The sequence below is a fragment of the Stenotrophomonas sp. Y6 genome, assembly GCF_022436665.1.
In the GTDB taxonomy this organism is placed as follows: Bacteria; Pseudomonadota; Gammaproteobacteria; order Xanthomonadales; family Xanthomonadaceae; genus Stenotrophomonas; species Stenotrophomonas acidaminiphila_A.
Window position 1 is genome coordinate 597,661 of record NZ_JAKUKB010000001.1, and the last position, 7,241, is coordinate 604,901.

The window sequence follows — 7,241 nt, forward strand, 5'->3', positions numbered from 1 at the left end:
CATGGCGGTGGCCGCGGCGCTACAGCGCGCGCAGCAGGCCGCGCGCCTTGGCGCGGGTCTCGTCCAGTTCGCGCGACGGGTCGGAATCGACCACGATGCCGGCGCCGGTGCGGAAGCGCACGGTGTCGCCCTGCACCTCGGCGGTACGGATCAGGATGTTCAGGTCCATGTCGCCATCGCGGTTGAGCCAGCCGAACGCGCCGGTGTAGGCGCCCCGCGCGGTCTGTTCCAGCTCGGCGATGATCTCCATGCAGCGCACCTTGGGGCAGCCGGTGATGGTGCCGCCCGGGAAGGTCGCGGCGATCACCTGCCCCGGGCTCACCTCCGGGCGCAGCCGCGCGCGCACGTTGCTGACGATGTGGTGCACGTGGGCGTAGCTTTCGACCGTCATCAGCTCGTCCACTTCGACGCTGCCCGGCGCCGCGATGCGGCCCAGGTCGTTGCGCTCCAGGTCGATCAGCATCACGTGCTCGGCACGCTCCTTGGGGTGGCCGACCAGTTCGCGGATGCGCGCGGCATCGTCGTCGCCGTCGAAGCGCGGGCGGGTGCCGGCGATCGGCCGGGTCTGCACCACATCGCCGTGCACCGACACCAGCCGCTCCGGCGAGGAACTGACCACCGCGCGCCCGGCCGCAGCGAACAGCCCGGCGAACGGCGCCGGATTGGCCTGGCGCAGGCGCGCGTACAGCGCCGCCGGCGCCAGCGGCCGCGCGAAGCGCGCCTGCCAGCGGCGCGAGAGATTGACCTGGAACACATCGCCGGCATGCAGGTAATCGATCACCCGGCGGACACCGTCGATGAACTGCGCGTCGGCGTCCTCGTCCAGTGCCAGCGGCGGCTGCCAGGCCGGCAGCTCCGGCAGTTGCCGCGCCGCGTGCAGGTCCTGGCGCAGCTGCGCGAACACGGCGTCGCGGCCGTCCTCGGCCAGCGCGATGCAACGTCCGCTGTCGCGGTCGCGCAGCACCGCCGCCGGGCAGCGCAGGGCCAGCGCGGCGGGCAGGCCGTCGACGCGCGCCGGCAGCCGCAGCACCGGTTCGATCTGCCCGGCCAGCTCGTAGTCGAGCAGCAGCGCCCAGCCACCCCGGAACGGAACCGCCGCAGCGTCCGGATCGCGCGCGATGCGCAGCGCCTGCCAGTCGCGGTCCAGCGCGTCCAGGAAGCCGCCTTCGACCGGGGTACCGTCTTCGCGCCGCACCGTGCCATCGGCATCAAGCCGCAGTTGGCCGCCATCGGCGACCAGCAGCAGGTCCCAGCGGCCCTGGCGGCCGGCGGCGGTGGATTCGAGCAGCAGCGGGTAGCGCTGCGGGGACAGCCGATGCAGCGCCAGCAGGTCGTTGTCGGCGTGCAGGGGGAAAAGATGCATCGGTGGCCCGGAGATCAGGAGGGCGGCGCCTGCGCCCGGCGGGGGAGATTCCCTGCGGCGCGGGTGCGGGAACCGCGCCGCCGGTGCGGGTGTACCCGGGCATGACCCGGTGCGCCCGCGTGCCGCCCCCTCTCCCGGCAGGGAGAGGGCGCAGCAGACGACGGCTCAGACGCGCTTGAACACCAGCGTGCCGTTGGTGCCGCCGAAGCCGAAGCCGTTGGACATCACCACGTCGACCTTGGCCTGGCGCGCGACATTGGGCACGTAGTCCAGGTCGCAGCCTTCGCCCGGCTCGTCCAGGTTGATGGTCGGCGGGATCACGTTGTCGCGCAGCGCCAGCACCGAGAAGATCGCTTCCACGCCGCCGGCGGCGCCGAGCAGGTGGCCGGTCATCGACTTGGTGGAGCTAACCATCATCCGGTAGGCGTGGTCGCCGAAGGCGGTCTTCATCGCCATGGTCTCGCCCACGTCGCCCAGCGGCGTCGAGGTGCCGTGCGCGTTGAGGTAACCGACCTGCTCCGGGGTGACGCCGGCGTCCTTCATCGCCGCGACCATGCAGCGCGCGGCGCCTTCGCCGTTCTCGCTCGGTGCGGTCATGTGGTACGCGTCGGAGCTGGCGCCGAAACCGGCCAGTTCGCAGTAGATCTTCGCGCCGCGCGCCTTGGCGTGCTCGTATTCCTCGAGGATCAGGATGCCGGCGCCATCGCCCAGCACGAAGCCGTCGCGGTCCTTGTCCCACGGCCGCGAGGCGCGGGCCGGGTCGTCGTTGCGGGTGGACATGGCCTTCATCGCGCAGAAGCCGCCCACGGCGGTCGGCGAGGAGCCGCGCTCGGCGCCGCCGACCACCATCACGTCCGCGTCGCCGTACTGGATCATGCGCATCGCGGTGCCGATGGAGTGATTGGACGTGGCGCAGGCCGAAACCGCCGAGAACGACGGCCCCTTCAGGCCGGCGATGATGCTCAGCTGCCCCGGCAGCATGTTGATGATGGTCTTGGGCACGTAGAAGGGCGAGATCTTCTTGCCCTCGTGGAACTCGATGGTCTGTTCCTCGATGCCGAGCAGGCCGCCGATGCCGGCGCCGATGATGGCACCGACCCGCTCGGCGTTGGCTTCGGTGATCTCCAGGCCCGAATCGTGCAGGGCCATGAACGAGGCACCGAGGCCGTAATGGATGAACGGGTCCATCTTCTTGGCGTCCTTGCCGCTGACCCGGTACTTGCCGAACTGTTCGTTGTCGGCGGTGATGTCAAAATCCTTGACCTCACCTGCGATCTTGGTGGTGAAGCGTTCCAGGTAGGCGTCGGCGATGTGGGTCAGCGGACCGATGCCGGAACGGCCTTCGATGATGCCCTGCCAGCTGCTGGCCAGATCATTGCCCAGGGGCGAGACCATGCCCAGGCCGGTAACGACGACGCGACGCTTCATTGCGGTTTCTCCTGACCCGGTGCTCGATGCGGGTATGACGCGGGGGACGCGGATGCACATGGCCGTTCACGGCCGGATTCCAGATTGCGTGGGCGCGCCGCTGGCGCGGCGTCCACGCCCATCGGACGGGCCGCTGCGCGGCCGGCGCCCGAATGGGATGGGGCCGCTGTCGCGGCCCCATGGGCTTGCCGTGCGCGGCATGCGGACGTGCCGCCGCCGCGCATCAGCCGCCGGTCATCAGGCCTTGACGTGGGCCTTGATGTAATCGATGGCGGCCTGCACGGTGCTGATCTTCTCGGCTTCTTCGTCCGGGATCTCGCACTCGAACTCTTCTTCCAGCGCCATCACCAGTTCGACGGTGTCCAGCGAGTCAGCGCCCAGGTCATCGACGAACGATGCGCTGTTGGTGACTTCCTCTTCCTTGACGCCAAGCTGTTCGACGACGATTTTCTTGACGCGTTCTTCGATGGTGCTCATTGGATATCGCTCCAGATGGAGTAGTGGTTCAAAAGGCGCCATCGGAAGCGATGGCCGTGGGATAGTGTAGTGGAAAGCGCCGGAGCCTTGCATTCTGGCAAAATGCCACGGCGATCAACCACTTGGGCGCATTCCATGCGCCGCACGCTTACGGCATGTACATGCCGCCGTTCACGTGGAGGGTTTCGCCGGTGATGTAGCTGGCGGACGGGCCGGCCAGGAACGCCACCGCACGGGCGATGTCCGCCGGCTCGCCGAGGCGGCCCAGCGCGATCTGGCCGAGCATCGCGGTCTTGGCGTCCTCGGGCAGGTCCTTGGTCATGTCGGTATCGATGAAGCCCGGCGCGACCACGTTCACGGTCACCCCGCGGCTGCCGATTTCCTTGGCCAGCGACTTGGAGAACGCGATGATGCCGGCCTTGGCCGCGGCGTAGTTGGCCTGGCCCGCGTTGCCGGTCACGCCGATCACCGAGGCGATGTTGACGATGCGGCCCTTGCGCGCCTTCATCATGCCGCGCATCACCGCCTTGGAGGTGCGGTACACGCTGGTCAGGTTGGTGTCCAGGATCGCCTGCCAGTCCTCGTCCTTCATCCGCATCAGCAGGTTGTCGCGGGTGATGCCGGCGTTGTTGACCAGGATGCTGATGGCGCCGAATTCCTTGCCGACCGCATCGATCAGCGCGTCGACCGCGCCGGGCTCGGTGACGTTCAGCGCGCGGCCGTGGCCGCCCTGCGCGGCCAGGCGCGCGCCGATCGCGGCGGCGCCGGATTCGGTGGTGGCGGTGCCGATGACGGTGGCGCCCTGCGCGGCCAGTTCGTCGGCGATGGCCGCGCCGATGCCACGGCTGGCGCCGGTGACGAGCGCGATTTCACCCTGCAATGGCTTGCTCATGCGGTTTCCTCTTGGTGCGCCGCAGGTTGCGGCTGCAGGTCGGGGCCGGGCGCGGACGCCGGCCGTATCGTAGGGGTCAGGCGGCCCACTCTTCCAGCGCGCCGGCGAAATCGGCCGGGGTGGCGAGCGAACGGCCATCGATGCTCTTGTCGATGCGCTTGACCAGGCCGGTCAGCACCTTGCCCGGGCCGCATTCGGCCACGCGGGTCACGCCGCGCGCGGCAAGCGCCTGCACGCAACCGGTCCACTGCACCGGCAGGTAGAGCTGGCGCACCAGCGCGTCGCGGATGGCGTCCACGCCCGCATGGGCCTGGGCATCGACGTTCTGCACCACCGGCAGCGACGGCGTGCGCCAGTCCAGCCCGGCCATGGCCACGGCCAGGCGGTTGGCGGCCTCGCGCATCAGCGGCGTGTGCGAGGGCACGCTCACGGTCAGCTTGACCGCCTTGCGCACGCCCTTTTCCGCCAGCAGCGCCAGCGCGCGGTCGACCGCCGCGGCGTCGCCGCCGATCACGATCTGGCCCGGAGAATTGAAATTGGCCGGCACCACCACCTGGCTGCCGCTGGCCTGTTCGCAGATTTCCTGCACCAGCGCGTCCTCGGCGCCGAGCACCGCGGCCATGGCGCCGACGCCGGTTGGCGCGGCCTCCTGCATCAGCTGGCCGCGCAGCCGCACCAGGTGCGCGCCATCGCGCAGCGACAGCGCGCCGGCCGCGACCAGCGCGGTGTACTCGCCCAGGCTGTGCCCGGCCAGCACGGCCGGCGAGGCGCCGTTGTTCGCCCCCCACAGCCGCCACACCGCGATGCCCGCGGCCAGCAGCGCCGGCTGGGTGTACTCGGTGCGGTTGAGCTGCTCTTCCGGGCCGCCCTGCGACAGCGCCCACAGATCCACGCCGGCGCCTTCGGAGGCTTCGGCGAAGGTATCGCGGACCTGCGGGTGCAGCTCGGCCAGTTCGGCCAGCATGCCCAGCGACTGGGACCCCTGGCCGGGGAATACGAAAGCGAGTCGGGAGTCAGTCACGCGGTCATCTGCTGCATGAATCGAAGCGGCGCATCATAAGCGTGAATGCCCCCGCCCGTCTGTACTGGCGCGTATGCAGCCCGCTGGCGGCCGGCTCAGGTCAGCAGCGCCAGCAGGTCCAGTTCGCCGTCGGCAAGCCAGTCCAGCGACAGCGCCACCAGTGCCACGCAGCCAAAGGTGGTGGCCGCATGCACGACCAGGATGGCGTGCGCCAGCGCCCGCCCCGACCTGCCCGCGCGCCGCAGCACGCGGGCCAGCCGCCGCAGCCGGCCGGTAACGTCGTGGGCATGGGCGACCACCGGCCGTTCCGCCGTTTCCATGGCGCCGGCCAGCAGCGCCTTGAGCACCTGTGGGCGGTCCTCGTAGTACCGGGCCACACCGTAGCCGAACATCAGCCAGTCGCGCGCCTGCGCCTGCTCCAGGTCCATGACCTCCAGCGGATCTTCCTCGAAATCGATGAAGCCCACGCGGTTGCCGTCCCAGGTCATGTTGCGCGGCAGCGGCTGGCCGAAATAGGCGCCGCCGCGGTGGGCCTCGGCGATGGCGGCGACGGCGGCCGCCACCAGGCGGTCGCGCGCGGCGGCGTCGGCTTCGCGCAGGCAGGCGTTGAACGAGGCCCCGGTATGCTCCAGCACCAGCGCGGCGCGACCGTGGCCGATGACCTCGGGGACATTGACGCCCTGCGCCTTGAGCTCGACCAGGCGCCGGGCCTCGACGGCGCGCGCCTGCGCGCCGCCACGGTGCGGCGGCGGCCGCAGCGCATCGAGCTGGAAACGACGGGCAACGAAATTCAGCAGCCCCAGGGCCACTGCCCGGCTGCCTTCACCATAATGCTTGAGCCATGCGCGCTGCCCCTCGATGAGAATGGGTTCAGCCATGACGACACCTCCCGGAAACGGCGGCCCGCGGGGCCGCACCGGGAGCCTCATGCTCCCGGCCAATCCGGCATATCAATAGCGCAGCAGCGCCGAACCCCAGGTGAAGCCACCGCCGAAGGCTTCCAGCAGCAGCAGCTGGCCGCGCGCGACCTTGCCGGAGCGGATCGCGTGGTCCAGCGCCAGCGGCACCGAGCCGGCCGAGGTATTGCCATGCTTGTCCACGGTCACCACCACCTGGTCCATCGACATCTCCAGGCGCTTGGCCGTGGCTTCGATGATGCGCAGGTTGGCCTGGTGCGGGATCAGCCAGTCCAGGTCGGACTTGTCCAGGCCGTTGGCCTGCAGGGTTTCATCAACCACCGAGTCCAGCGCCTTGACGGCGTACTTGAACACGTCGTTGCCCTTCATCGTCAGCTTGCCGGGCTTGTCCAGGCCGGTCGACACGCCGGCCGGATGCCACAGCAGTTCCTTCTTGCTGCCATCGGCATGCAGGTGGGTGCTGAGGATGCCGGTTTCCTCGTCGGCCTTGAGCACGACGGCACCGGCGCCATCGCCGAACAGCACGCAGGTGGTGCGGTCGTTCCAGTCGACGATGCGGGTCAGGGTTTCCGCGCCGATCACCAGCACATGCCGGGCATCGCCACTGCGGATGAATTTGTCGGCCACGCTCAGGGCGAACAGGAAGCCCGAACATGCCGCGTTGACGTCGAACGCCGCCGCGCCGGCCGCGCCGAGGCGCGCCTGGATCAGGCAGGCGGTGGACGGGAAGATCAGGTCCGGCGTGGTGGTGCCCACGACGATCATGTCCAGCTGCGACGGCTCGATGCCGGCCGCTTCCAGCGCGCGCAGCGCGGCGTTGTAGCCGAGGTCGCCCGTGGTCTGTCCGTCGGCGGCGACGTGCCGCTCGCGGATACCGGTTCGCGACTGGATCCACTCGTCACTGGTGTCGACGATCTTGGCCAGATCATCATTGGTCAACACCTTCTCGGGCAAATAACTACCGGTGCCCGCGATCCTCGAGTAGATCCGCTTGCTCATGCTGGTTCCTGTTGCGCGGGTCCGCCGTGCGGCGGGCCCGGAAGAAATCGGTGCGGGGGGGGGGGCCCCCCCCCCGCCCCCCCCCCCCCCCCCCACCAAAAAAAAAACCCCCCCCCCGCGCTGGGTGCGAAAGACAAAAAACGA

General features: G+C 69.8%; 7 protein-coding genes. All 7 read right to left on the minus strand.

Going from position 1 to position 7,241, the window contains the following annotated elements; all coding sequences use genetic code 11:
• Positions 1 to 19: 19 nt before the first annotated feature.
• Positions 20 to 1,363, minus strand: coding sequence for an aminodeoxychorismate synthase component I (locus MKP15_RS02675; protein ID WP_240211696.1), 1,344 nt, complete (start codon positions 1,361 to 1,363; stop codon positions 20 to 22).
• A gap of 165 nt (positions 1,364 to 1,528) precedes the next feature.
• Positions 1,529 to 2,791, minus strand: coding sequence for a beta-ketoacyl-ACP synthase II (gene fabF / locus MKP15_RS02680; protein ID WP_240211697.1), 1,263 nt, complete (start codon positions 2,789 to 2,791; stop codon positions 1,529 to 1,531).
• Positions 2,792 to 3,028: 237 nt separating this feature from the next.
• A complete protein-coding gene (gene acpP / locus MKP15_RS02685) occupies positions 3,029 to 3,268 on the minus strand; it encodes an acyl carrier protein (RefSeq protein WP_005415509.1) in 240 nt (79 codons plus the stop codon).
• 148 nt (positions 3,269 to 3,416) lie between these two features.
• Positions 3,417 to 4,160 (minus strand): 3-oxoacyl-ACP reductase FabG, encoded by a 744-nt coding sequence (gene fabG, locus MKP15_RS02690; protein WP_240211698.1) that lies wholly within the window; start codon positions 4,158 to 4,160, stop codon positions 3,417 to 3,419.
• A 76-nt stretch (positions 4,161 to 4,236) separates the two neighbouring features.
• The gene (gene fabD / locus MKP15_RS02695) at positions 4,237 to 5,181 is read right to left on the minus strand and encodes an ACP S-malonyltransferase (RefSeq protein WP_240211699.1); all 945 of its coding nucleotides are present in this window, start codon (positions 5,179 to 5,181) and stop codon (positions 4,237 to 4,239) included.
• 95 nt (positions 5,182 to 5,276) lie between these two features.
• Positions 5,277 to 6,059, minus strand: a complete 783-nt coding sequence (locus MKP15_RS02700) for a serine/threonine protein phosphatase (protein ID WP_240211700.1) — start codon at positions 6,057 to 6,059, stop codon at positions 5,277 to 5,279.
• 72 nt (positions 6,060 to 6,131) lie between these two features.
• On the minus strand, positions 6,132 to 7,097 hold the full coding sequence (locus MKP15_RS02705) for a beta-ketoacyl-ACP synthase III (protein WP_104938211.1): 966 nt from the start codon (positions 7,095 to 7,097) through the stop codon (positions 6,132 to 6,134).
• Between the last annotated feature and the right edge of the window lie 144 nt (positions 7,098 to 7,241).

Excerpts from the sequence above, each read along its gene's own strand:
- MKP15_RS02675 (WP_240211696.1), bottom strand. The coding sequence starts at position 1,363 with ATGCATCTTTTCCCCCTGCACGCCGACAACGACCTGCTGGCGCTGCAT.
- fabF (WP_240211697.1), bottom strand. The coding sequence starts at position 2,791 with ATGAAGCGTCGCGTCGTCGTTACCGGCCTGGGCATGGTCTCGCCCCTG.
- MKP15_RS02705 (WP_104938211.1), bottom strand. The coding sequence starts at position 7,097 with ATGAGCAAGCGGATCTACTCGAGGATCGCGGGCACCGGTAGTTATTTG.
- MKP15_RS02700 (WP_240211700.1), bottom strand. The coding sequence starts at position 6,059 with ATGGCTGAACCCATTCTCATCGAGGGGCAGCGCGCATGGCTCAAGCAT.
- fabG (WP_240211698.1), bottom strand. The coding sequence starts at position 4,160 with ATGAGCAAGCCATTGCAGGGTGAAATCGCGCTCGTCACCGGCGCCAGC.
- acpP (WP_005415509.1), bottom strand. The coding sequence starts at position 3,268 with ATGAGCACCATCGAAGAACGCGTCAAGAAAATCGTCGTCGAACAGCTT.